The organism is Mesorhizobium amorphae, from assembly GCF_014843845.1.
GTDB lineage: Bacteria > Pseudomonadota > Alphaproteobacteria > Rhizobiales > Rhizobiaceae > Mesorhizobium > Mesorhizobium amorphae_A.
On sequence record NZ_JHQS01000006.1, the window covers coordinates 94,670 to 115,941 of the forward strand.

General features: G+C 60.5%; 25 protein-coding genes and 1 pseudogene. 15 read left to right on the forward strand and 11 right to left on the reverse strand.

Features of this window, described 5'->3' with window-relative positions:
- Positions 1-3 precede the first annotated feature (3 nt).
- Together DH08_RS01605 and DH08_RS01610 are read left to right on the forward strand one after the other, a co-directional pair.
- Positions 4-282, forward strand: a complete 279-nt coding sequence (locus tag DH08_RS01605; RefSeq protein ID WP_040582322.1) for a DUF982 domain-containing protein — start codon at positions 4-6, stop codon at positions 280-282.
- A gap of 31 nt (positions 283-313) precedes the next feature.
- Entirely contained in the window at positions 314-553 is a 240-nt protein-coding gene (locus tag DH08_RS01610; protein WP_120017345.1) for a DUF2188 domain-containing protein, read from the forward strand.
- A 74-nt stretch (positions 554-627) separates the two neighbouring features.
- On the opposite strand, the gene DH08_RS01615 is transcribed toward DH08_RS01610, so the two are convergent.
- Positions 628-915 carry a hypothetical protein gene (locus DH08_RS01615; protein ID WP_192177579.1) on the reverse strand — a complete coding sequence of 96 codons (288 nt, stop codon included), beginning with the start codon at positions 913-915 and terminating at the stop codon, positions 628-630.
- Between the two features lie 54 nt (positions 916-969).
- Positions 970-1,983, reverse strand: coding sequence for an alpha/beta fold hydrolase (locus tag DH08_RS01620; protein ID WP_192177580.1), 1,014 nt, complete (start codon positions 1,981-1,983; stop codon positions 970-972).
- 153 nt (positions 1,984-2,136) lie between these two features.
- Here DH08_RS01620 and DH08_RS01625 point away from each other — a divergent pair, with 153 nt between their 5' ends.
- From DH08_RS01625 to DH08_RS01645, 5 genes are all read left to right on the forward strand, one after another.
- Complete coding sequence (locus DH08_RS01625) at positions 2,137-2,886, forward strand: competence/damage-inducible protein A (RefSeq protein ID WP_192177581.1); 750 nt, start codon at positions 2,137-2,139, stop codon at positions 2,884-2,886.
- A gap of 91 nt (positions 2,887-2,977) precedes the next feature.
- Positions 2,978-3,811 (forward strand): universal stress protein, encoded by an 834-nt coding sequence (locus tag DH08_RS01630; RefSeq protein WP_192177582.1) that lies wholly within the window; start codon positions 2,978-2,980, stop codon positions 3,809-3,811.
- A 145-nt stretch (positions 3,812-3,956) separates the two neighbouring features.
- On the forward strand, positions 3,957-4,457 hold the full coding sequence (gene gpt, locus DH08_RS01635; protein ID WP_006200882.1) for a xanthine phosphoribosyltransferase: 501 nt from the start codon (positions 3,957-3,959) through the stop codon (positions 4,455-4,457).
- A gap of 208 nt (positions 4,458-4,665) precedes the next feature.
- A complete protein-coding gene (locus DH08_RS01640; RefSeq protein WP_120017340.1) occupies positions 4,666-5,154 on the forward strand; it encodes an NUDIX hydrolase in 489 nt (162 codons plus the stop codon).
- A gap of 121 nt (positions 5,155-5,275) precedes the next feature.
- The gene (locus DH08_RS01645; protein ID WP_192177583.1) at positions 5,276-5,587 is read left to right on the forward strand and encodes a PilZ domain-containing protein; all 312 of its coding nucleotides are present in this window, start codon (positions 5,276-5,278) and stop codon (positions 5,585-5,587) included.
- 66 nt (positions 5,588-5,653) lie between these two features.
- On the opposite strand, the gene DH08_RS01650 is transcribed toward DH08_RS01645, so the two are convergent.
- From DH08_RS01650 to DH08_RS01660, 3 genes and pseudogenes are all read right to left on the reverse strand, one after another.
- Positions 5,654-7,459 (reverse strand): ABC transporter ATP-binding protein, encoded by a 1,806-nt coding sequence (locus DH08_RS01650; protein WP_192177584.1) that lies wholly within the window; start codon positions 7,457-7,459, stop codon positions 5,654-5,656.
- A 416-nt stretch (positions 7,460-7,875) separates the two neighbouring features.
- Positions 7,876-9,552: an NAD+ synthase gene (locus tag DH08_RS01655; RefSeq protein WP_192177585.1), complete on the reverse strand. Its 1,677-nt coding sequence runs from the start codon at positions 9,550-9,552 to the stop codon at positions 7,876-7,878.
- Positions 9,553-9,638: 86 nt separating this feature from the next.
- Positions 9,639-10,143 (reverse strand): annotated as a pseudogene (locus tag DH08_RS01660) (DNA-3-methyladenine glycosylase I); the annotation flags it as partial.
- Between the two features lie 74 nt (positions 10,144-10,217).
- On the opposite strand from DH08_RS01660, the gene DH08_RS01665 reads away from it, so the two are divergent.
- From DH08_RS01665 to DH08_RS01675, 3 genes are all read left to right on the forward strand, one after another.
- The gene (locus DH08_RS01665; protein ID WP_192177586.1) at positions 10,218-11,000 is read left to right on the forward strand and encodes a hypothetical protein; all 783 of its coding nucleotides are present in this window, start codon (positions 10,218-10,220) and stop codon (positions 10,998-11,000) included.
- Between the two features lie 134 nt (positions 11,001-11,134).
- Complete coding sequence (locus DH08_RS01670) at positions 11,135-11,782, forward strand: hypothetical protein (protein WP_192177587.1); 648 nt, start codon at positions 11,135-11,137, stop codon at positions 11,780-11,782.
- A 5-nt stretch (positions 11,783-11,787) separates the two neighbouring features.
- Positions 11,788-12,654: a hypothetical protein gene (locus DH08_RS01675; protein ID WP_192177588.1), complete on the forward strand. Its 867-nt coding sequence runs from the start codon at positions 11,788-11,790 to the stop codon at positions 12,652-12,654.
- A gap of 376 nt (positions 12,655-13,030) precedes the next feature.
- Here DH08_RS01675 and DH08_RS01680 read toward each other — a convergent pair whose 3' ends face one another.
- Entirely contained in the window at positions 13,031-14,122 is a 1,092-nt protein-coding gene (locus DH08_RS01680) for a GTP pyrophosphokinase (RefSeq protein ID WP_192177589.1), read from the reverse strand.
- 186 nt (positions 14,123-14,308) lie between these two features.
- Positions 14,309-15,022 carry a DNA-3-methyladenine glycosylase I gene (locus DH08_RS01685; RefSeq protein WP_192177590.1) on the reverse strand — a complete coding sequence of 238 codons (714 nt, stop codon included), beginning with the start codon at positions 15,020-15,022 and terminating at the stop codon, positions 14,309-14,311.
- A gap of 88 nt (positions 15,023-15,110) precedes the next feature.
- On the opposite strand from DH08_RS01685, the gene DH08_RS01690 reads away from it, so the two are divergent.
- Both DH08_RS01690 and DH08_RS01695 read left to right on the forward strand, forming a co-directional pair.
- Complete coding sequence (locus DH08_RS01690; protein ID WP_192177591.1) at positions 15,111-15,671, forward strand: DUF1003 domain-containing protein; 561 nt, start codon at positions 15,111-15,113, stop codon at positions 15,669-15,671.
- Positions 15,671-16,267: a DedA family protein gene (locus DH08_RS01695; protein ID WP_192177592.1), complete on the forward strand. Its 597-nt coding sequence runs from the start codon at positions 15,671-15,673 to the stop codon at positions 16,265-16,267. Before DH08_RS01690 ends, DH08_RS01695 begins: the two co-directional genes overlap by 1 nt.
- 3 nt (positions 16,268-16,270) lie before the next feature.
- Here DH08_RS01695 and DH08_RS01700 read toward each other — a convergent pair whose 3' ends face one another.
- From DH08_RS01700 to DH08_RS01710, 3 genes are all read right to left on the reverse strand, one after another.
- Positions 16,271-16,858, reverse strand: coding sequence for a hemerythrin domain-containing protein (locus DH08_RS01700; protein ID WP_192177593.1), 588 nt, complete (start codon positions 16,856-16,858; stop codon positions 16,271-16,273).
- A 101-nt stretch (positions 16,859-16,959) separates the two neighbouring features.
- Positions 16,960-17,319 carry a diacylglycerol kinase gene (locus DH08_RS01705; RefSeq protein WP_006202019.1) on the reverse strand — a complete coding sequence of 120 codons (360 nt, stop codon included), beginning with the start codon at positions 17,317-17,319 and terminating at the stop codon, positions 16,960-16,962.
- Positions 17,320-17,398: 79 nt separating this feature from the next.
- Complete coding sequence (locus tag DH08_RS01710; protein WP_192177594.1) at positions 17,399-17,818, reverse strand: GFA family protein; 420 nt, start codon at positions 17,816-17,818, stop codon at positions 17,399-17,401.
- 342 nt (positions 17,819-18,160) lie between these two features.
- Here DH08_RS01710 and DH08_RS01715 point away from each other — a divergent pair, with 342 nt between their 5' ends.
- The 3 genes from DH08_RS01715 to DH08_RS01725 all read left to right on the forward strand — a co-directional run bounded on the left by DH08_RS01715 (position 18,161) and on the right by DH08_RS01725 (position 20,462).
- Entirely contained in the window at positions 18,161-19,231 is a 1,071-nt protein-coding gene (locus DH08_RS01715) for a GGDEF domain-containing protein (protein WP_192177595.1), read from the forward strand.
- A 123-nt stretch (positions 19,232-19,354) separates the two neighbouring features.
- On the forward strand, positions 19,355-19,732 hold the full coding sequence (locus tag DH08_RS01720) for an MbcA/ParS/Xre antitoxin family protein (RefSeq protein ID WP_192177596.1): 378 nt from the start codon (positions 19,355-19,357) through the stop codon (positions 19,730-19,732).
- Positions 19,692-20,462 (forward strand): RES family NAD+ phosphorylase, encoded by a 771-nt coding sequence (locus tag DH08_RS01725; RefSeq protein WP_192177597.1) that lies wholly within the window; start codon positions 19,692-19,694, stop codon positions 20,460-20,462. Before DH08_RS01720 ends, DH08_RS01725 begins: the two co-directional genes overlap by 41 nt.
- Here DH08_RS01725 and DH08_RS01730 read toward each other — a convergent pair.
- On the reverse strand, positions 20,459-21,163 hold the full coding sequence (locus DH08_RS01730) for a hypothetical protein (protein ID WP_192177598.1): 705 nt from the start codon (positions 21,161-21,163) through the stop codon (positions 20,459-20,461). The two genes, DH08_RS01725 and DH08_RS01730, sit on opposite strands and share 4 nt — an antisense overlap.
- Between the last annotated feature and the right edge of the window lie 109 nt (positions 21,164-21,272).

A 21,272-nucleotide genomic window follows, 5' to 3' on the forward strand; every position in this document is an offset into this window, starting at 1 on the left:
GCCATGATGGACAGCAAACCTTTTGAAACGCCGGTGGTGGTCGAACTCGGCCATGTCGGCAAATATCGCCAGATCCGCAGCACGCGGGAAGCCGCGGAGTGCCTGATGACGGTGTGGCCGCTCAACCGCGGCCCACGGCATCGTGATGCGCTCGACACTTGCCTCAAAGTGCTGGAGGGATATCGCTCGACCGCCGATGCGCGGCGGGCATTGATCGAAGCCGCCAAGGAATCGGAGGTGCTGGTTCCCGACGACAGGCTGCTCGACAGCAAGCTGCATTGAACTACGGGGGCATCTTCAACCGGAGGACTTCATGGCGAAGCTGACTTACAAGATCGTCGAGCATGATGGCGGCTGGGCCTACAAGGTCGGCTCGACCTTCTCGGAAACGTTCCCCAGCCATCAGGATGCGCTGCGCGCCGCCGAGATCGCTTCGGCCGAGCAGCAGATTGCCGGCACCACGGACGGCATCCAGTACGAGGACGCCGACGGCAAATGGCATGACGAACTGGCCGATGGCCGGGATCGGCCGCAAACCGAAGTTTCCGATTAGCCCGGTGTTGGTGACTGCGGCGGCTGCGGATGCCCCCCGAGAGCATCCTGCCAGCCACTCGCAAGAGCGGTTGATTACTTGCCGCAGTAATGATCGTTGACGTTCAGCCCGGCATTGGCGTCGGGTCCAGCCGTGTTAGAGGCGCAGGGGCCGACCGGACCGGAATTGCCCAGCGTGTTCAGGCCTGATGCATCGCCACCCGCGGCTATGCTGCCGGTGGTGTTTCGATCGACAGACCTCCTGTCCTCATTGCCGAATAGCCAATTGTGATGACTGTCGGACGTTGACTCGGCTGACTGGGCCAGTGCCGATGTGGCGAGGCCGATGGTCAAGGCCGACGCAGCAAGAATTTTCATGATCATTGATGTCTACTCCGTGTCTCTGCCGCAAAGGGGCAGCGCGGGTACAACCGGTAGTCAGCCCAAAGGTTCAGTGAAATTGTTGTGAGGCTGTGTTGATGTTCGGCCCGTGAACGCCCGCTCGGCAACGCGCTTGATGAAAGCGATGACGCGTTCTGGCTCGACGAATTGCGGCATATGTCCAAGCCCGTCGACAGCCTCGAAATCGAGCCCTTTGATCCTGTCCCGCATCGGCTCGCCATGGACAGCGATGCCAATGACGCGGTCGGCCGTGCCGAACAGGATGCCGGCCGGCATGGCGATCTCGCCATAGCGCTGCTCGATGCGGCCGAGATCCTGTTCTACCGCCACGACATCGGTCGAAGTCGCATGATAGTGGGCGGGCCGCAGTCCGAGCCAGCCACCGCCTGCGATCATGTAGTCGCCGGCAACTGGCTGCGGCGCGAAGATGAATTTCATCGTCGGCTGCGCGTATTTCAAGCTTACCGGTATCGCCACCGTATAGGCCATGATCCAGCGCAACAGGCGTGAAGGAACATAGAGCAGGTCGAATTTTTGGCGCGCCCTGGTTTCCGGATGCGTCAACGGCGCGAGCAAGGCGATGCCCGAAATCGTCTCGGGATGTTCCACCGCCAAGGCCAGCACGATGGCGCCGCCAAGCGAATGGCCGACGACCAAAGGACGTTCCAGCCCAAGCGCCTCGATGAAGCGCCGCACCAGTTGCGCCTGCTCCGGCAGCCGGCCAGTCGCTCCGCGGGCCCGTAGCGAATGGCCCGAGCCCGGGCGATCGAGCGCGATCAGATGGTAGCCGGGGCCGAAACGGTCGAACAGCGTATGCCGGAAATGGTGAAGCTGCGCGCCAAGCCCATGCAGGAACACGATCGGCCTGCCCTCGCCGGCCTCGACGTAATGGATGCGGTTGCCGTCGATTTCGATGAACTTTCCGTTCGCCGGCACCAGCCTTTCGGCCTTCGCGGCGATCCACCATGTCGCCAGAACCAGGCCGGCGACCACGATCACCGCCAGCAGCAGCAGGCCGCCGAACAGCCACGACAAAACGGACAGAAGCATTTTTCACCCGAAGCGAACGCCCCGCACCATACCTGCCGCCGGTGCCACCGCAAGGCCATCGACGCGCGATCCGTGGCGCATTGCCGCCGGCCGCCCGCCGCGCTATCTCAGGCGACCCAGTCTTCCCAAGGCGACATCTTGCCGGAGCCCCTCATGCCTGAAATCGTCACCGCCGCCATGCTTGTCATCGGCGACGAGATCCTGTCCGGCCGCACCAAGGACAGGAACATCGGCCACCTCGCCGACATCATGACGGCGATCGGCATCGACCTGAAGGAAGTGCGCATCGTTCCCGACGAGGAGGACGAGATCGTCGCCGCGGTGAATGCCGTGCGTGCCCGCTACACCTACGTCTTCACCACCGGCGGCATCGGCCCGACGCATGACGACATAACGGCGGATTCGATCTCCAGGGCCTTCGGCGTGCCGTGCGAATACGACGCCAAGGCCTATGCCATGCTGGAAGCGAGCTACGCCGCGCGCGGCATCGAATACACCGAAGCACGCAAGCGCATGGCGCGCATGCCGCGCGGGGCCGACCATATCGACAATCCCGTCTCGATCGCGCCCGGCTTTCGCATCGGCAACGTCCATGTCATGGCCGGTGTGCCGTCGATCTTCCAGGCCATGCTCGACAATGTCGTGCCGACGCTGAAGGCGGGCACCAAAATGCTCTCGGCGACCGTGCATTGCCCGTTCGGCGAAGGCCTGGTCGGCGGACCGCTGGGCGACATCCAGAAAGCCCATCCGGACACGATCATCGGCTCCTATCCGAAATATGGCGACGGCAAGTTCTGGACCGAGCTCGTCGTCCGCGCCCGCAGCGAAGAGGCGCTGGAGGCGGCGCGCAAGGATGTCGAAGCCATGGTGGCCGGCATCGCCGCCGGCGCAACTGACCCGTGATCCCCGGGCCGTGAGCGGCCCGGAACCAAGCATGGCGTTCTGACGTTTCCCCCGGGGCGCACCCAGCGCCAGCAGATTTTGAGGGATTCCCATGCGCTTCAAGACCATCGTCGCGATATTGCAGAACGAACAGGATGCCGAGCGCGTGCTCGACTGCGCCATCCCGCTCGCCGAGCGCTTCCAGAGCCACCTCGTCGGCATCCATGCCGAGGCGCTTCCCGTCCCCTACACCTCCGCGACGGGCTTTCCCGACACTGAGTTCCTGCAGGTCTCCGCCGAAATGAACAAGGAGCGGGCCGAGAAATTGCAGGCGCTCTTCCTCAAGCGCATCGAGGAGTCCGGCCTGTCCTTCGAATGGCGCAGCCTCGAGAGTTTTTCCGGCGACAGCGCGCTGACCGGCATCTCCAGCGTCCGCGCCGCCGATCTGGTCATCGCCGCGCAGCGCGACACCGGCGGCGACCCGAGCGCCGACGTCGACACGCTGGTCTACGATGCCGGGCGGCCCGTGCTCGTCGTGCCGCATGCCGGCCCTCTTGTCACCACCTTCAAGCACGTGCTGCTGGCCTGGAACGGCAGCAAGGAGGCAGCCCGCGCGGCCTTCGACGCCCTGCCCTTCATCATAGAGGCCGAGAAGACGGACATACTGGTCATCGATCCGCCGGAGACGCTGGACGAGAGCCCGGACGCCGCCGGCGCCGAAATCGCCGCCGCACTTTCCAGGCATGGCGCGACCGTGAGCGTCTCGGTGCAGCAGTCGGGCGGCATCTCGGTCGATGACCTCATCCAGACCAGGATCACTGAGACCGGCGCCGACCTTTTGGTGCTCGGCGCCTACAGCCACTCCTGGCTGCGCCAGCTTCTGTTCGGCGGCGTGACGCGCACGGTGCTGCGCTCAGTGCAGGTTGCGGCCTTCCTCTCAAGGTAATGCATGTCGCCCAAAAGTGTGCGACGCGCTTCAAGTCCACAGGCATCGCTTGCCGCCACCTTGCCAAGACCAGCGCTTTCCGGCTAATTCCGCCTGCATTCCATCGTGACTGCGCGCGGCCAGCGCGCCTGCGGAGTGCGCGACCATGTCTCTTCCCGAAAAAGCCTTCCCAGTCTCCTGGGATCAGTTCCACCGCGACGCCCGCGCGCTTGCCTGGCGGCTTGCCGGCGCCAACAAAGGACAATGGAAGGCGATCGTCTGCATCACGCGCGGAGGTCTGGTTCCGGCCGCCATCATCTCGCGCGAACTCGGCATCCGGGTCATCGAGACCGTCTGCGTCGCCTCCTATCATGACTACACCTCGCAAGGGCAGTTGCAGGTGCTGAAGGAGATCACACCGGCGCTGCTCGCCGACGACGGCGCCGGCGTGCTGATCATCGACGACCTCACCGACACCGGCAAGACGGCGGGCATCGTGCGCGCGATGATGCCGAAGGCGCATTTCGCCACCGTCTACGCCAAGCCGAAAGGCCGCCCGCTGGTCGACACCTTCGTCACCGAGGTCAGCCAGGACACCTGGATCTACTTTCCATGGGACATGGGTTTTACCTACCAGAAGCCGATCGCCGACGACCACGCCGGCTGATTCCCAGGAAGCCATTTTTCCGCCTAGCCTGCCTCGGCGAGCACCCTTTGCTCCACAAAAGGATCTTCAGGGCACGATATTCTGTGGAACCAGTCCGCCTTGGTGGAATTTAACCAATGCGAGTGAAGTTTTTTACTTTTAATGCCCAAGATACGTCGTAAGATTCATCAGGCGGCAAATGATTCTGGAGGCTGGGGCAGCTTCTCCGATGTTGACGAGGCCAACGACGCACAATCACCTGGTCGAAAGAGTCCGGCGACTCTTCGGCACCGCGCCGTGCCGCCTGCAGGTTGCCGCCCTGCCCTGGCGAGAGGCCGGGAATGGCGTCGAAATCATGCTGATCACCAGCCGCGACACCGGCCGCTGGGTGCTGCCCAAGGGCTGGCCAGAGGCCAGAGAGCCGCTTTGCGAGGCGGCGGCGCGTGAGGCCGGCGAGGAAGCCGGATTGCGCGGCACGGTCTCGCATTTCGAGGCCGGTCGCTATTTCTACGCCAAGGCGCTGGCTTCCGGCGAGGAAGTGCCGTGCGAGGTGCTGGTCTTTCCGCTGCAGGTCGACCGCGTCGCCGAGCGCTGGAAGGAAAAGCGCGCGCGGACCCGCAAATGGGTAAGCTCGGCAGAGGCCGTGCGCATGATCAACGAGCCGGACCTCTGCCAGATCATCGCCCATTTCTGCGCCGATCCGCACGGATACGCCTGATCTGGAGCTGACCGGCCGAGGGGTGCCAGCCCGGCCAGACGTCGCCGGGCGCCGGCGACGAATGCTTTGCTATTGCGGCTGTTGCGTCTAGAGTCGTTTCGACTGCTCTGGCGTTTTACCGATGACGAACACGGCACGACCACTCGAAGAGAATTCCGGCGAACACAAGCGCGCGCATCGCCAGCGTGTGCTCAAGGGCGGCACGATCATCACCGGCATCCAGAATTCCGAGGTCAGTTGCACCTTGCGCAATCAGCATGCTGGCGGCGCCGAGTTGAAGGTTGCTCCCGACTCGCGGGTTCCCGACAATTTCCTGCTCTATGTGCCGGTCGATGGAATTGCCTATCGCGCGGAAGTCCGCTGGCGCCGCACTGACCGCGTCGGCGTCCGCTTCACCGGCACCGCCCCGAAGCCGAAGTTGCATTACGGCTGACGCCATTCCATCGAAGGCACCCGGACCATTCGATCCGGGTGCCCTTTATCCGGGTGTCAGGCGAAATCAGACCACCAGTCCTTTGGTCAGCTCGAGCGCCTGACGCTCGAACAGCCGGCGGTAGATGCCGCCGTTCAGCCGGATCAGCTCGTCATGCGAGCCCTCTTCGGTTATGCGGCCGCGATCGAACACCAGCAGCCTGTCCAGCGCCCGCACCGTCGAAAGCCGGTGCGCGATGACCAGCGTCGTGCGGCCGACCATCAGCCGCTCCATCGCCTGCTGGATGAGCACTTCCGATTCCGAGTCGAGGCTCGACGTGGCCTCGTCGAGGATCAGGATGCGCGCATCGGCAAGAAACGCACGCGCGATCGCCACCCGCTGGCGTTCGCCGCCCGACAGCTTCACGCCGCGCTCGCCGACCAGCGTCCCGTAGCCCTTCGGCAGGTTGGCGATGAAGTCGTGCGCGCTGGCCAGCCGGGCCGCATGCTCGATCTCGGCCTGGGTGGCGTTCGGGCGGGCATAGGCGATGTTTTCCGCCAGCGACCGGTGGAACAGGATCGGCTCCTGCTGGACGATTGCGATCTGCCCGCGCAGCGACGCCTGCGCGACCTCGGAAATATCCTGGCCGTCGATCAGGATTCTTCCGGCGCTTACATCATAGAGGCGCTGGATCAGCTTGACGAAGGTCGTCTTGCCCGAACCGGAATGGCCGACCAGGCCGACGCGCTCGCCCGGCGCGATCTCTACCGAGAAGTCGCGATAGAGCGGCAGCCGATGGTTGCCATAGTGGAAGGTGACCTTGTCGAAGGTGATGCGGCCGTCGCCGATCCGGATTGGCCCGGCGCCCGCGCGATCCTCGATGCCGAGCGGTTCGGACTGGAAGTCGACCAGTTCCTCCATGTCGTTGATCGAGCGCTGCAGATTGCGGATATGCGTGCCGATGTCGCGCAGATAGCCCTGCAGCACGAAGAACGAGGTCAGCACGAAGGCGACATCGCCGGCGCTGGCCTCACCCCAAGCCCACAGCATCAGCGCCAGCCCGATCACCGCCGTCCTGAGCAGCAAAAGCATCGTGCCTTGCGTGGTGCCGTTGACGGTGCCGCGCACCCAGGTGCGGCGCGTACGCGCTCGCCACTTGGCGACCACCCTCGCGAGCCGCGTTTCCTCGCGCGCCTCGGCGCCAAATCCCTTGACCACGGCGTTGCAGCTCACCGCGTCGGCCAGCGAGCCGCCGAGGCGCGTGTCCCATGTGTTGGCGAGCCTTGCCGCCGGCGCGACATAGCCGAGCGACAGCATCGCCGTGACAGCGATGAACAGCACCGAGCCTGCCGCGACCACCGCGCCCATCAGCGGCCAGAACCAACCGAGCAGCAGTGTCGAGCCGACGAGCATGACGACGGAGGGCAGCAGCGCGATCAGGATCGTGTCGTTGAGCAGGTCAAGCGCCCACATGCCGCGCGTGACCTTGCGCACCGTCGATCCGGCAAAGCTGTTGGCGTGCCAGTCGGTGGAAAAGCGCTGGACGCGGTGGAAGGCATCGGCGGCGATATCCGCCATCATCTTCAGCGTCAGCTCGACGATGGCCATGAAGGCGGCGTTGCGCAGCACGACGCCGGCCAGCGCCAGAGCCACCAGCGTCGAAAAGGCCGCGATCGCCGCATTCCACGCGACCTCGTCCGCCGCGGCGCTGCTGGCCACCGCGTCGACCAGCCGTCCCGAATAGAGCGGCGTCAGCACGTCGGCCAGCGTTGACAAAAGGAAAGCGCCCATGATCAGCGAAAGCCGCCACGGCTGGCGCCGCCAGTGGGTGAGTGTGAAGCCGAGAACGCTGCGGAAGGCGTCGGCGCGCAGGTCGAGTCGAAAACGAGCCATGATGTCATCCGGGCGCAAAAATGCCCGGTCCCGGTCAGGTAGAAATTGAAAAAACCGCGCTGGCGCCATTGGCGCCCGAAGATGCGGAGGTTCGGCATATTGGCGGCACGCCCGCATGGGGCGGCGACCGGCAGCGGCAAATGCCTGTCCTCAGTTCAGCTTCTGTCGCGAAGGCGGACCTTCGCGGCATGCTGACCAGAACCTAGGCTTCGCGGCCTCGCATAACGATGTCAAATCGTGGCATTCGGTTCCTCCTGAAGGGGAAGCGCGGAGGAGTTCTTATAGAGGCGCCCTGGCGCATCGCCAAGGCGGGCCGTGGCCAAAAGCGCAACTGGTCCAAGCAGTGAGACGATTTTGCAACAACGGCCGGTTGCGCGCCGTTGCCGTACAGGCTGCACCTAAGCCGAGACGGTGACCTATCCGCGGTCCCTGAATCGGTTGGTGATCGGATAGCGGCGGTCGCGGCCAAAGTTCTTCCGGGTGATCTTCACGCCCGGCGCCGCCTGCCGGCGCTTGTACTCGGCGATGTAGAGCAGGTGTTCGATCCGCGTCACCGTCGCCCGGTCATGGCCGCGCGCGACGATCTCGTCGACACCCATCTCGTGCTCGACCAGGCATTCCAGAATGTCGTCCAGCACCGGATAGGGCGGCAGCGAATCCTGGTCAGTCTGGTTCTCGCGCAGTTCCGCCGACGGTGCCTTGTCGATGATGTTCTTCGGGATCACCTCGCCGGAAGGTCCGAGCGCGCCCGGCGGCACATGGCTGTTGCGCCAGCGCGACAGCGCATAGACCTGCATCTTGTAGAGGTCCTTGATCGGATTGAAGCCGCCATTCATGTCGCCATAGAGCGTGGCGTAACCGACCGACATCTCGCTCTTGTTGCCCGTGGTGACGACCATCGAGCCGAATTTGTTGGAGATCGCCATCAGGATCGTGCCGCGCGCGCGGCTCTGCAAATTCTCCTCGGTGATGCCTTCCTTGGTGCCTTCGAACATCTGCGTCAGCGCGTGCAGAAAACCTTCGACCGGCTCGAAGATCGGCACGATGTCATAGCGGCAGCCGAGCGCGCGGGCACAGTCCTCGGCGTCCTTCAGCGAATCCTTCGACGTGTAGCGATAGGGCATCATCACCGCGCGCAGCCGTTCCTCGCCTAGCGCATCGACGGCAAGGGCCGCGCAGATCGCCGAATCGATGCCGCCGGAAAGACCGAGCACGACGTTCTTGAAGCCGTTCTTGTTGACGTAGTCGCGCAGGCCGAGCATGCAGGCGCGGTAGTCCGCCTCCTCCCTTTCGGGAATCTTCGACATCGGCCCTTCGGAGCAAATCCAGCCGTCCGAAGTCCTCTTCCAGATGCTGACGTCGACCGCCTCCTCGAACTGGCTCATCTGGAAGGCCAGCGTCTTGTCCGCGCCGATGGCGAAAGACGCGCCGTCGAAGATCAGCTCGTCCTGGCCGCCAAGCTGATTGGCATAGATCATCGGCAGTCCGCATTCTATGACCTGGCGGATGACGACCTGGTGGCGGACGTCCATCTTGGCGCGGTAGTAGGGCGAGCCGTTCGGCACCAGCAGGATTTCCGCCCCGCTCTCAGCCAGCGTCTCGCAGACGGCGACCTCACCCCAGATGTCCTCGCAAATCGGGATTCCGATGCGCACGCCGCGGAAGTTGACCGGCCCCTGCAGTTCCGGTCCGGCCTGGAAGACGCGCTTCTCGTCGAACTCGCCGTAATTGGGCAAATCGAGCTTGTAGCGTTCGGCCAGGATCTTGCCGCCATCGGCGACGATGATCGAATTGTGGGCGCCGCTCTTGCGCTTCAGCGGCGTGCCGATGATGACGCCCGGCCCGCCATCGGCGGTATCCTTGGCGAACTCTTCCGCCGCCCGTTCGCAGGACTTCAGGAACGCCGGCTTCAGCACCAGATCCTCCGGCGGATAACCGGCGAGGAACAGCTCGGTGTAGAGCACGAGATCGGCGCCCTGGCGGGCGGCGTCCGCCCTCGCCTCGCGCGCCTTGGCGAGATTGCCGGCGACGTCGCCGACCGTCGGGTTGAGCTGGGCAACGGCGATGCGCAGTATGTCGGGCTTCTTGGTCATGACAGTGGGTTTAGCGTGGCGGAATTCGCCCCGCAATGGCGTTTGCTTGTACCAATCGTACTCGTGTGACGGGTATCGATCAGGGGCTACTCGCCCATATATTCGCGAAGCGCCTCCGGTGAATGGTTCTCGCCGATCGACATCGCCAGGAGGCGCGAAATGTGCCGGCGCGGCAGGCCGGTTTGCGCGGCCCAGGCATTGATCTGAGCCTGGATCTTGTCGAGATCCTTCTTCGAGGTCGGGCTTTCGGCAATGTCGAGACCGGCATCGCGCAATGCGGCTGCCATGTCAGCCGAAACGATAAAGGCGTCCCATTCCAACCAGCGCAGGAAGTACTGGCCGGTATTGCCGCCGAGCCGGCTGCCATGCTTGCCGAGATAGGCCATCAGGCCGACCTGGTCGTCGGCCGGCCACTCGGCGAGGAACTTGCCGAAGCCGCCATGTTCCTTCGACACGCGCTCGACGAAAGCGGCGTTGTCGCGCACGGATTTGATCTTCTGCGGATTGCGCACGATGCGCTTGTCAGACGCCAGCTCGTGCGAAGCCGAGGAACGCTTCCTCGAAACCAGGCCACTTCTGCTCGATGACACGCTACCAGTCAATTAGACACCATGTTTGAGCCGAGATTTTCGCATGTTAGTAGGAAGTGGACAGAGGGGCATTCCATGCGAAAAGTTCTACCGCTTGCATTTTTGGTTGTTCCGTTCGGCCATGCGGCGGCAGCGGATTTTCCGAACAGCGGCATAGTGCAAGGCCTTCAGGACAATGCCAATCTCTACTTCACCTGTGATCCACCACAGATTGACAAACTGAAATGCCACTTCCGGCAAATCAGCGTGCCAAAGCCTACCAAGGATGAAACGGAAAAGCGGATCGCTAAAGGCATAGCCGATGCACTGAATGCATCGCCAAAAGAAATGGAAGCCTGTCAAGGCATGGGGCCAACCATTGAGGCTTTGAAAGCCGGCAAGGTTCCACCGAACACGAATCCGGAGCAATTCACGGCGAGGTGGAATCGTCTACCAGAGGAAGAACGGGCACAGACACTCGCCATATTGGAGACAGGGGCAAAATTCTGTGCGAACAGAAACCCGAAAATGGCGGAAGCCTTCGTTCGTGCATCGGAAGACGTGCATGGCTCAACGTGTGTCGTTTCGACCCTGTCATTTGACCAAGAATTCACGCTCAACCCGAACACGAACAAGTGGCAGGCAACTGAACAGAATTCTGACGTGTGCGGGACCATCGCTTACAGCGAACTCTACCGTGCTCCAGATAGCGGGGCATTTGCATTCTGGAACTACAGCACAAAAAACATCATAACCAATCCCAATGGCAAGCAGTGGAATGGGCAAACCTGCTCCAATCAGGATCAATCCGAGCATCAGTTTTCATGGCAAACGAAGGACTTCTATTTGGAGTGCAAGTACGTGCATCTGAACCCGTAACCAAATAGCCGACGACATTCTCTAAAGTCCAAATTGCCAACTTCCATGGGATCGCCCGAAGAAGGCCAACATGCGCATCGCATTATCCATGCAATTATGCACAATGGTTCGAGTGGTGCATGGGGAGTCTAATTATGGAATTTGGTCACATACTGCGCCTTGTTGCAGCTACCACGTGTCTTGTCACGATTGAAACAGCGGGAGCTATGCCCGAGTCTGCAACGCCATTCTGGACCGGCACTGCCAAACACACCCCGATAGAGACAGCCGTCTTTGACACCATTCTCGTAACAGACCCCGCTTCAGCCGTTGCGGAACAGCCATTTGAAAGGTTGTTTGGCGTCAGGATTGGAAACGAGGTAAGTAATTATAACTTAATAGGAGAATTGGTGGTTCAAAAGGGTTTATGGGCAGCGCCCGAATGGATTCAGAAGATATCTCCACCGGACCCGAACCCTTTATTCAAAGAATATTCGGTTAAATACAACCCTGCCACCGCTCTGATATACGAAATAGACGCTAGCAGCCTATCAAGATATTCAGAATGTACAGAGTTAATAATGGAATTATCAAGTGTTTTGAAACAAAAATATCCGGACATGGAATACCACCAGAAAGAAAACAATTTCTCTGTTTCGCAAGCAGGGTCAGAGGGTATTTTTCCACTTCAGGTTGCATGTTTTGCGGACCGCATCAATATTATGCTGCTAGACAACGAACGCCTTCAAGAACACATCCAGGAGAACAAAGATAGATCGCCAATTTCTGCGAAGGGACTATAAGCCCCTTGATTTATGAGACCGTAGTTTCTCCGACAGAGCGAGTTCCTAGCTCGCTTGAACTTAAAAGGGCACTTCTCACCTTTGATCGGGTCGTACTGTTCGATCCCGATGACCGAGAGTTCTTTCCCCCGCAGTCGTTCATGATAGCGATGGGGATGCCGCCGCTCCTTGGGATTAACATTGGACCGGTGAAACCGCTTGGAAAGGCTCCCGGCTACGACGATGATTTCCAACAAATCCTCGACGAGTTTGCGATAGCGGGTAGACAGGGGCTGCTTGACGTCACTTCCTCTTATGATCGATCTTCATCAGATTCCGTGACCATCGGTAGTGTCTTAGCGGGCGGCTATCCGCTCAACCCGAGATTTCTTCTGTGGGCTTTTCGCAACGTTGCACGGGACGAAGACGTTGTGTCCGCTGCGCTGGAGAATGACCAATGGCTTTTCTCCTTACCCGACGAAATAGTTCAGGAACTCGCCGTCAAATCGGCTGCCGACGGTGGAATCAATAACGACCCGGCCATTCAGCCAATCAAGCGGGCGCTAAAGCGAGCGAACCTTCGAGAGGAATACTCCAGAATTGGCCGTGCGAGGATAGCCTCTGTCATGAGGACAATCGGCTTCTGCGCATCACGGAACATGGTTCCGTTCTTCGGACAAGCTTCGTCGGGAAACGTCGCCAATCGGATTGCAAGCCGAGCCAATTCGATCATGGACAAAGTCACGGAGTTCGATCCGTTCTGGGCGACACGTTCACAGGTGATGCGAATTGGCCATAGCGAGTACATCGACGAGGCGGTGTTTAGCGGCCATGCCTGTAGACGAAGTGTTGAAACTGCGCACCCTTGCGTGGGGTCATCAAGCTGCAGCTAGGGACGAAATGCTTCAGTCTATCGCTGCCATATCGGCTGAAATAGGCGACAGGGCAGATTTCCAAGAGCAGGCACAAGCGAGCATTTCGGCTTACCGAAAGGAGGCCGAGGAGCTGGAACGGGAACGTGCCAACCTAAGGTTCCAGATCAAATGCGAGGTGGCGAAAGCCGTAGCGCTATCAGGCTTGCCGGCTGCCTTTACGCAATTGATAAGATCAAAGACTACAGGCCCGTCTCCCAGCAGCTAAAAGCGACAGAGAAAGAGTTCCGGGACAAAGCCGGTTTTGGTCTGCACAACTTTTACGAAGAGATTCGGCAGGCGACTCGGTCATGAAAGCGAACAATCTCAAGTCTGTCGGACCTTTGTGGGATACGAGTTACACCGATCCACCTTGAACGAGCGCACCGTAGGCGGCGAGTATACGCTCCCTTGTGCGCCCAGAAAACGCCCCGTAATCCTTTGCAGCTTGTACGACATTCCGGTCGTCCGAAAAGAACATGAGTGCCCTTAACACCGCAAAAATCGACATACGGTATTCCATCGGAACGAGTTCGCTTACCACCTCCATGAAGATTTTATCGAATTCAGCAATCAGGTTCTGCAGTATATTTTCAAATTCCGATATACTTTTGATTCCTGCCCCATCCAATATATCAACGAGCTTTTGGCGGCTATAATCCCTCACTTCACTCGTCGGAGAACGGTCTTTTGACATCAGTCCGGCGGCTTTTGCGCTGCTTATTATATCTTGAACCAAGGAACTTGACGTCACAAATGCCGTCAATGAGTCCACATTTATTGGAACACTTACCTGACCTTCTCGCAGCTTCTTGCCGTATTCCTTTCGTATACGGAAAACCTCGTCGTCAACTTGAGTGAATAAGATATCAGCAGTTTCAAGTTGCCCACTTATTAAGAACAATATCCTTTTTATGGCATCCGGCATCTCTGCGTTATTATTGTAACGCAAGCGTCGATCCAGAACCGCCCAAGCGTGCTGCAGAACAGTGCTAACTTGAATCTCTGCCTTCATTCCTTGGAAGCGCTTGTTCTCGTCCAATCCTCGACGAGCGGCAGAATGAGAAACAATGTAGTGGATTGACTGATATCCAAGCCTATCGATTTCTATTTCCTTTGCTTTATTCGTACTATTTTTAGTATCTATTTCAAAATTAGATTCCAGTATTTTAATTACAGAACTTACATCTTTCTGATAGTAAACAACGATCCTGAGACCGGCCAAGTCAGTAATATCTTCCAAGGCGTGGTACTTACCTTGCTTGCTCGGTCTACTGATTTTGTCACGGAAATTGGCGAGCCCTTTCGCCCTGCCCTCGATGCGGACTACCTCGATTTCGCCGGCTTCGAGTAGGTTCTGCAGCAGAGCTTTCAGATTGTCGACGAAAGCCTCATATTCAGGCCGCTTGGCTGTAAAAGCTGCCTCCAGCCTATCCAACAGCTCCGACATGCCCCCCCTCAATCAAGACAAGTATTCCAAGACGAGCCTGCTCTTATGGGAATGACTGTAGCCGACGATCAATGGAGGCACAACGGAACGGATAACGCTGAAAAATGGATGAATAGGCAAAGCGTTTGCTTGGGTACCCAAGACAGATGGACATATGTCAGTCGTGTCAGACCGTTCAATGGATGCCTACTCGCCCATATATTCGCGCAGTGCTTCCGCCGAATGGTTCTCGCCGATCGACATCGCCAGGATGCGCGAAATGTGTCGACGCGGCAGCCCGGTTTGCGCGGCCCAGGCATTGATCTGAGCCTGGATCTTGTCGAGATCCTTCTTCGAGGTCGGGCTTTCGGCAATGTCGAGACCGGTATCGCGCAATGCGGCTGCCATGTCAGCCGAAACGATAAAGGCGTCCCATTCCAGCCAGCGCAGGAAGTACTGGCCGGTATTGCCGCCGAGCCGGCTGCCATGCTTGCCGAGATAGGCCATCAGCCCGACCTGGTCGTCGGCCGGCCAGGCGGCGAGGAACTTGCCGAAGCCGCCATGTTCTTTCGACACGCGCTCGACGAAAGCGGCATTGTCGCGCACGGATTTGATCTTCTGCGGATTGCGCACGATGCGCTTGTCGGACGCCAGCTCGTGCCAGAAATCGTCGGGCTGGAACAACAGCCGCTTCGGCTCGAAGCCGAGAAACGCTTCCTCGAAGCCCGGCCATTTCTGCTCGATGACGCGCCAGACGAAGCCGGCGGCAAAGACGCGCTCGGCCATCGTCGACAGGATGCGATCGTCCGTAACCTTCGCCACGGCAGCGTTGTCGGGCATGGGCCCGAGCAGCGACGCCAACGCCGCCTCACCGCCTTTGCGTTTTGCCGCACGGGCGCGGATTTTCTGGAAATCGGCCATTTGGTCCCTCACAGGTCGCGTCAATCTACCACTTCCCGTTCGAACCGGCAGCCTCTACGTCTATCGCACACGCTGACGGAGACGAGACATGAACAAGACCGTCGAAGATCTGGCAAGCCGCTGGCTGAAGCGAAGGCCGGATGCCTTGAGCAAACTTGAAAGCCGGGTGCTGCAATCGACACTCGAGCGCACCACCATATCGAAGGACACCAACAAGGCCGTCGCCTTTCACCAGACGCTCGGCGATCGCGTCGCCGACACCATCGCCCGGATCGGCGGCTCGTGGTCCTTCATACTCAGCTTCATCGCCTTTCTGATCCTGTGGACCGCAGGCAATGTCTGGCTGCTGACGCGCGATGCCTTCGACCCCTACCCGTTCATCTTCCTCAACCTGGTGCTGTCCATGGTCGCGGCGCTGCAGGCGCCGGTCATCATGATGTCGCAGAACCGCCAGACCGAGCGCGACCGTATCGACGCCGCCCACGACTACGAGGTCAATCTCAAGGCCGAAATCGAGATCATGGCGCTGCACGAGAAATTGGACGACCTGCGCCACAGCGAGATCATCGGCTTGCGCGACGAGATCCTGCGCCTGGCCGAACAGGTCAAACGGATCGACGAGAAACTGTCGGCGCGGCAAAGCTCCTGATGACCGAGGCGATCCATCATCTCATCGAGCAGTATGGGCTGATCGCGGTTTTCCTGGGCTGCGTCGCGGAAGGCGAAAGTGCCGCCATCCTCGGCGGCTTCTTCGCCCATCAGCACGTTTTCGTGTTGTGGCAGGCCTTCCTGGCGGCCGCCTTCGGCGCCTTCGTCGGCGACACCTTCTTCTTCATCCTCGGCCGAAGCTTTGCCGATCATCCCTATGTTCTCAAACTGAAGGCAAGGCCGGGTTTCAGCCACGCCTTTCGCCTCGTCTCCGCGCATCCCAACATCTTCGTGCTGTCGAACCGCTACATCTACGGCATGCGCCTGGTCGGCGGCATCGCCGCCGGTTTTGCCAGCATCACTGCAACGCGTTTCGTCATCCTCAACGCCGTCTCGTCGCTGGTCTGGGCGGCATTGTTCGGCACTGTCGGCTATGTCTTCGGGCTTGGAGCCGAGCGCATCGTCGGCCAGGCACTGCATCGCCACGAGCGGTTGCTGATCGCCTTGGCCATCGGCCTTGCCGTGGCCGGCCTTGCCTGGTTCCTTGCCCACCATGTTGCAGGCAAGGAACGCGCCAAGGATGCCGGGGAAACGTGAACGTCAGTCGGGGTCCAGCGCGCGGTCGCCTCGGTCGAGGATCAGCGGAATGATCAGGTCTTCCTCGTCGGCCAGATGCCTTGTGAGCATGGCGATCAGCCGGCTGTTCTCGTCGGCATAGGCATCGGCGGCAAAGCGCTGCCTGTCCTCGCTCTCCCCCAGCGCCCGGATGAAGGCGTTCGCCGCCTCGGCATTGCGCTCCAACCCCTCATGGATCGTGTGGTGATCGGCGTCGAGGATCTCGAAGTCGCGCTTCAGCCGCGTCTCCGCCTTGGCGAAGACCGGGAAATAATGATGGTCCTCGACATTGTGGTGGCCGTCGAGATGCCCAAGAAAATGGTTGAGGCGCGGCGCGAACCAGCGCGCGAAATCCGGCGCCGTCAGCCTGCCCTCGCGATAGTCGCCAATGCCGCTGGTCAGCATGCCGCCGAGTTCGCGGAACATGTCGTGCCGCTGTAGCCACATGTTCGCCATGCCGTGGATGTTGGCGTGGCCCTGCCACATCTCGCGCGGATATCTATCGACCAGCCAGCGCAAATCGTCCGGCAGCCCTGTCCGTTCAAGCAGCAGAAAATTGGCAACATCCGACATGGCGGTCTCCTGGACCATGATCCCGAAAAGTGGATACCGGTTTTCGGATCAGATCATGGTCGGGATCAGGTTGGGGTAACCGCCATATAGTGTTGGCAAGATCAGATCGGTAGCCCCGTGATGCGCTCGATGATGGCGATGCCCCAGACGCCGGCGACGATCACCACCGAAATCAGCACGGCCAGCGAGCCGCAATCCTTGGCCAGCTGGATGTCGACGTTGAATTCGCGGCTGAAGGCATCGCACGCCGCCTCGATGCCAGTGTTGAGCACTTCGACCATGATCAGCAGCAGCACCGCGCCGATCAGCAGCGCGTAGCCACGCCAGGACGTCGACACGAACCAGCCGAGCGGCAAGGCAAGCACCAGCAGCATCAGCTCCTGCTGGAAGGCCTTTTCGCTGGCGGCCAGCTTGCGAAACGCCCGCACCGAATTATAGAAAGCATCGATCAGCCGCTGCATGCCCAACGTCCCTTTCCGAGTCACCGGCAGGGGATATCGCAACCGCTGGATCAAGGGAATAAGGCAGACCCCGCAAAAATCATTCGTCCGCGACCCTGAGCGCCGGCGTCGATTTCTCGAATTGCGGCAGTCCGTCGTCGATCGAGTAGTAGTCGCCCTTGTCGCCGACGAAGATGTGACTCTCACCTTGAAGCCCGGTCGGCGCATCGAACAATCCGGCCATGACCGAAACATAGGCATCCTGGTGAGGCTTCCAGAACAGCACCGAGCCGCATGTCTTGCAGAAGCCGCGCCTGGCAAACGACGACGCTTCGTACCAGCTGATGTTCTCGGCACCCGCGATTGTGATGTTGTCATCGGGGACGTTGGTTGCGGCATAGTAGTGCCCACTCTGCTTGCGGCACTGCGAACAATGGCAGTAGATCACGCCGCGCAAAGCCCCCCGCGTCCTGAAGCGCACCGCCCCGCACAGGCATGATCCGCTGTGATCGTCGCTCATCTCGGCCTCCGTTTGATTTCGCTGCCAGAGTCAGTTTCGCCGGCAGGATTCCAGTTTTGCGCCGGCCAGGCACAGACAAAAGCGACACCGCAAGGACGCGTTCCGAAATCCTCGCCGCCTGGTCGCCAAAAAGCCTCTTGCATCCTGAGGTAGAAGAAAATGCGTTGCAATGCAGCGCATTAAGGAAACTTTAGCGCGCTCGCATCTATTGTTCCTGCAAGCGGAGGTCGTGATTGGGGACGCATCTCTTCGCATGTCTGGAATTTCGGTCGCACTCCCCGCATCGGCGACGTCCGGCACTCGCAGGTCTGCGGTGGCTCTTAGGGGTAGAGTGAACAGAACATGCAGCCGGCAGCCGCCCCGACCGACAGGAACACGGACATTGCAAGCACCGTGGTGGCAACCATGCGCCAGCTTGGCGTGCTTGGCCTGCCGCGCAACTACGAGATCTTTTACGAGGCGCTGAGCGGCAGCAACCATGAGCTCAGCCTCGCCGTGGTTTCGCTGAGCAGCCGGCCGACGCAGGAAGATCTCGACCGCATCGGGCGCACCTTCTTTGCCCAGCATCACGGCCCAGGCATCGTCGAGCATGCCCGGGACGTCATCGCCAAGGAACTCGAGGACATCGCCTCGCTGCTGCGAAGCGAACGCACCCACATCGAAAAATACGGCAGGATCCTCGATGAAACGTCGAACGGACTGAGCAACCGCAGCCTGCTTTCCCAAGACCTGCTGCAGAAGATCGTTGGCGCCATGTCGGCGGCCACCAATTCGACGATCGAGCATGGCAGGCAGGTAGCGAGCACACTCAGCGACAAGACCGCCGAACTCGAGAGCGTCAAGTCGAAGCTTGAGGAATACAAGCGCCTCGCCGACACCGATCCCCTGACCCATATCTGGAACCGCCGCGCCTTCGACAAGGAAATCACCAAGATCTACAACAGCAACAAGGGCATCCTGTTCAACGCCCTGATCCTTGCCGATATCGACCGCTTCAAGGACATCAACGACCGTTACGGCCACCCGGTCGGCGACAGGATCATCCAGATCATCGCCGAGATCCTCCAGACCAGCATCCGCGGCGACATGTTCGTTGCCCGCACCGGCGGCGAGGAGTTCGCGCTGATCGTCGAAGGCGCCAGCGAGGACACCACCTACGAGATCGCCGAGCGCATCCGCATGCTGATCGAGCAGACACCGTTCACCAGCAGCCAGACCGGCACCAATTATGGCACCGTGACGGTGTCGATGGGCATCTGCATGGCATCCGAGGCCGAAAGCCCCGAGGATCTCTACACCAAGGCCGACCGGGCGCTCTATCGCTCGAAAGTCAGCGGGCGCAATCGCGTGACCCGCCATTCGGCGATGGCCGGCCGCGCCGGCAAGAGCTGGCTGCTCTACAAGAAGGACTGAGCCGTCACGGGCGGCCCTCCTGCGATGGGCGAATGCCCGCCAGAGTTCAGAAAAATTGTTGCCACCACCTTTCCATGTGAATTTTTGTGAGCTATATTTTCCATAGAAATGGAAAATACGCCCATGATACAGCCTCAAATCGCTGCTGGCGCAGCCGAGAACGCGGTCCTGACCAAGGCCACGCTGCGCGCCGCTGAATTGCTCGACATCACCGCCAGGATACTGGCGTCGATCATCGGCGTCTCGGAAGCCACGGTTTCGCGCATGCGCAAACAGGAATTCCTGTTGGAGCGCGGCACCAAGCCATTCGAGCTTGCGGTGCTGTTCGTCCGATTGTTCCGTTCGCTCGACGCCATTGTCGGCGGTGACGAGACGATCGCCCGGGCATGGCTGAAGAATGCCAACACGGCCTTCGACGGCGCGCCGGTCGAGAAAATCCAGACAATATCAGGGCTCGTCGATGTCATCGCCTATCTGGACTCCCGCCGCGCTCTCGTCTGAGGCCGTTCCACTCGACGGTAAGTACTGGCGCATGGTCGAGGCGCAGCATCGCGTCTCGACCTTGAAGGTCGTCGATACGCTCGACGAACAGGCCCTGCTCGAGGACCTGATCGAGCAGACCAAGCCGCAGATCCCGCTGGAGTGCCGGCATCTCCATTATCTGCTGGCAACGCCTTTCCGCTATGGATCGATCTATCCGCACGGCTCACGCTTCCGCCGCGCCGGCAGGACCTTGGGCGTCTACTATGCCGCCGAGACGATGCTGACAGCGGTCGCCGAAATGGCCTTCTACCGTCTGCTGTTCTTCGCGGAATCCCCCGACACGCCATGGCCGCGCGACGCCGCCGACTACACCGCCTTCGCCACCGCCATCAAATGTGCCGCGACCGTCGACCTGACGCGACCGCAGCTCGATCGTGACGCGGCCGCATGGACGCACCCGACCGACTACAGCGCCTGCCAGGCGATCGCCGATGTCGCGCGCGAGGCCGGGCTGCAGGCGATCCGCTATCGCTCGGCGCGCGACCCGAAGGGCGCCAACATCGCGCTTTTGACATGCAAGGGTTTTGCCAAGGCAAAGCCGCTGGAGCCGCAGACCTGGCGCATCCGCCTCGGCGCCTTCGGCGTGCAGGCGATCTGCGAATTTCCCGAAAAGCGCATCGAGTTCTCCAGGACTGCTTTTTCCGACCCGAGGCTTGCCGGCCTGCGCTGGGAGCGCGGGCGGCCTTAAGCCAGTATGTTGACCGCGCGCGCGGCCACAAGCGCGATGGTCAGCAGCGAGATCATCGCCTCCGCCATCATCAACAGCTTGGCACGCTGGGTGAGCGGCAAGGTGTCGGTCGGCGAGAACGCCGTCGCATTGGTGAACGCCAGGAATACATAGTCGACGAAGCCGGGCAGCCAGCCCTGGATTTCGCGATCGGGCAGCGTCATTTGTGGGAAGAGGAAGTCGGCCTGCGCGCGCTTGACCAGCCCGCAGGTCGGCGGTCCGCCCCGGTCGGTGCTCCAGAACCAAAGCGCAAAGACGATGACGTTGGTGACCCAGATGTTCAGTGCATCGACGAGAAGCGTCGTTCCGGGGCCGGCATGGCCTCCCAGCAGCGCGCGCACCAGGAAGGCCAGCGCACCGCAATTCATGATGCTGATGACGCCGGTCATCACCAGCGCCATCCGACGGATGAACACGCGAAACCGGCCGATCGCGTACCAGTGATCGTGCTCGACAGCCCTCTGGGTTGCCATTTGCGTCCATGCCGTCGCGATCGAGAGAGGCATGAGGAGCGCTGCCTCGATCGCGGGAGCCAGCCACCGCGGCCCGAATGACAGATCGTTGATGACGAGAAGCTGCAGGCAAATGATGACGAGGACCGCGGCGCGTGCCGACCAGAAATCAAGCCCGCGGTGGTGGATGATGGCATGCTCGTGACGCATGGTGCTGGCGATCGCATCGAGAGGGCACTAAGTCGGCTGTGCGTTCCACCTCAATCTTGGTTTTGCGATGGTCGTGTGAGAACACATTTTCGTAAGCGCTGATGTGATC

Bases quoted from the DNA above. Each gene is read 5' to 3' on its own strand.
- DH08_RS01605 (WP_040582322.1), top strand. From the start codon at position 4: ATGATGGACAGCAAACCTTTTGAAACGCCGGTGGTGGTCGAACTCGGC.
- DH08_RS01610 (WP_120017345.1), top strand. From the start codon at position 314: ATGGCGAAGCTGACTTACAAGATCGTCGAGCATGATGGCGGCTGGGCC.
- DH08_RS01615 (WP_192177579.1), bottom strand. From the start codon at position 915: ATGATCATGAAAATTCTTGCTGCGTCGGCCTTGACCATCGGCCTCGCC.
- DH08_RS01620 (WP_192177580.1), bottom strand. From the start codon at position 1,983: ATGCTTCTGTCCGTTTTGTCGTGGCTGTTCGGCGGCCTGCTGCTGCTG.
- DH08_RS01625 (WP_192177581.1), top strand. From the start codon at position 2,137: ATGCCTGAAATCGTCACCGCCGCCATGCTTGTCATCGGCGACGAGATC.
- DH08_RS01630 (WP_192177582.1), top strand. From the start codon at position 2,978: ATGCGCTTCAAGACCATCGTCGCGATATTGCAGAACGAACAGGATGCC.
- gpt (WP_006200882.1), top strand. From the start codon at position 3,957: ATGTCTCTTCCCGAAAAAGCCTTCCCAGTCTCCTGGGATCAGTTCCAC.
- DH08_RS01640 (WP_120017340.1), top strand. From the start codon at position 4,666: ATGTTGACGAGGCCAACGACGCACAATCACCTGGTCGAAAGAGTCCGG.
- DH08_RS01645 (WP_192177583.1), top strand. From the start codon at position 5,276: ATGACGAACACGGCACGACCACTCGAAGAGAATTCCGGCGAACACAAG.
- DH08_RS01650 (WP_192177584.1), bottom strand. From the start codon at position 7,459: ATGGCTCGTTTTCGACTCGACCTGCGCGCCGACGCCTTCCGCAGCGTT.
- DH08_RS01655 (WP_192177585.1), bottom strand. From the start codon at position 9,552: ATGACCAAGAAGCCCGACATACTGCGCATCGCCGTTGCCCAGCTCAAC.
- DH08_RS01665 (WP_192177586.1), top strand. From the start codon at position 10,218: ATGCGAAAAGTTCTACCGCTTGCATTTTTGGTTGTTCCGTTCGGCCAT.
- DH08_RS01670 (WP_192177587.1), top strand. From the start codon at position 11,135: ATGGAATTTGGTCACATACTGCGCCTTGTTGCAGCTACCACGTGTCTT.
- DH08_RS01680 (WP_192177589.1), bottom strand. From the start codon at position 14,122: ATGTCGGAGCTGTTGGATAGGCTGGAGGCAGCTTTTACAGCCAAGCGG.
- DH08_RS01685 (WP_192177590.1), bottom strand. From the start codon at position 15,022: ATGGCCGATTTCCAGAAAATCCGCGCCCGTGCGGCAAAACGCAAAGGC.
- DH08_RS01690 (WP_192177591.1), top strand. From the start codon at position 15,111: ATGAACAAGACCGTCGAAGATCTGGCAAGCCGCTGGCTGAAGCGAAGG.
- DH08_RS01695 (WP_192177592.1), top strand. From the start codon at position 15,671: ATGACCGAGGCGATCCATCATCTCATCGAGCAGTATGGGCTGATCGCG.
- DH08_RS01700 (WP_192177593.1), bottom strand. From the start codon at position 16,858: ATGTCGGATGTTGCCAATTTTCTGCTGCTTGAACGGACAGGGCTGCCG.
- DH08_RS01705 (WP_006202019.1), bottom strand. From the start codon at position 17,319: ATGCAGCGGCTGATCGATGCTTTCTATAATTCGGTGCGGGCGTTTCGC.
- DH08_RS01710 (WP_192177594.1), bottom strand. From the start codon at position 17,818: ATGAGCGACGATCACAGCGGATCATGCCTGTGCGGGGCGGTGCGCTTC.
- DH08_RS01715 (WP_192177595.1), top strand. From the start codon at position 18,161: ATGCAGCCGGCAGCCGCCCCGACCGACAGGAACACGGACATTGCAAGC.
- DH08_RS01720 (WP_192177596.1), top strand. From the start codon at position 19,355: ATGATACAGCCTCAAATCGCTGCTGGCGCAGCCGAGAACGCGGTCCTG.
- DH08_RS01725 (WP_192177597.1), top strand. From the start codon at position 19,692: ATGTCATCGCCTATCTGGACTCCCGCCGCGCTCTCGTCTGAGGCCGTT.
- DH08_RS01730 (WP_192177598.1), bottom strand. From the start codon at position 21,163: ATGCGTCACGAGCATGCCATCATCCACCACCGCGGGCTTGATTTCTGG.